The organism is Glutamicibacter sp. NPDC055354 (genome assembly GCF_053644955.1).
Genome location: NZ_JBSHMB010000001.1, coordinates 1,610,969 through 1,611,830, shown reverse-complemented (window position 1 = coordinate 1,611,830; position 862 = coordinate 1,610,969). Strand labels below are relative to the sequence as shown.

The window sequence follows — 862 nt, the reverse complement described above, 5'->3', positions numbered from 1 at the left end:
GACTGCGGATAATTCGGCTGAGAACACTGAGGTGAACTCGGCTGAGAACACTGAGGTGAACTCGGCTGAGAACACTGCGGATAATTCGGCTGAGAACACTGCGGACAACACGGAGCACCCGATCGTCAGCGTTGTACCTGATTCCGTTACGGAAGGCGACGAAGTTACCGTGATTGGTGACAAGTTCACTCCGGAAGGCAACGTCAAGGTAATCATCCGAAACTCAAATGGTGAAGAAACCCCAGTACATGAGGGCGATGTCATCGTTGACGAGGATGGTCGATTCGAGTACAAGTACGATACCGATGGTTTGCCAGAGGGTATCTACACCGTCGAAGTGACGGACGAAGAAACCGGAAAGACTTACACTGAGTACTTCCAGGTAACTCCGGACGATGCGGCTGAGAACGAAGTCCACATCGATATCACCCCTAATCGTTTGGTCAAGGGTGAATCGGGAATCGTAACTGGTAAAGAATTCACCGCAAATGGCGAAGTCAAGATCGAGCAGAGCCAGCTGGGCGACACCAGCTCGGCTGTAGCCAAGATCGCTGCTGCTGCCATGCCTGAAACCGTTACCGCTGACGACAAGGGCGACATTAGCTTCGAGGTCGATTCGACTGATTTGGCACTTGGTAGCTACTTGATCGTTGCAACTGATGTTGAAAGCGACGCATACGGGTTCACGACCTTCACCGTTGTGGCTGACGATTCGACTGACGTGAACACGGCAGACAACACTGCGGATAACGCTGATGCCAACACCGATGCGAACACCGATGCGAACACTGCGGATAACGCTGATGCGAACACCGATGCGAACACCGATGCGAACACTGCGGATAACGCTGATGCGAACACT

Annotated in this window: 1 protein-coding gene; it reads left to right on the top strand. The window is 52.7% G+C overall.

All coding sequences use genetic code 11. The features are described 5' to 3' along the window. Positions 1-31 precede the first annotated feature (31 nt). The coding region (locus tag ACWICV_RS07530) for a hypothetical protein (RefSeq protein WP_454090545.1) at positions 32-862 on the top strand (831 nt) is incomplete at its 3' end.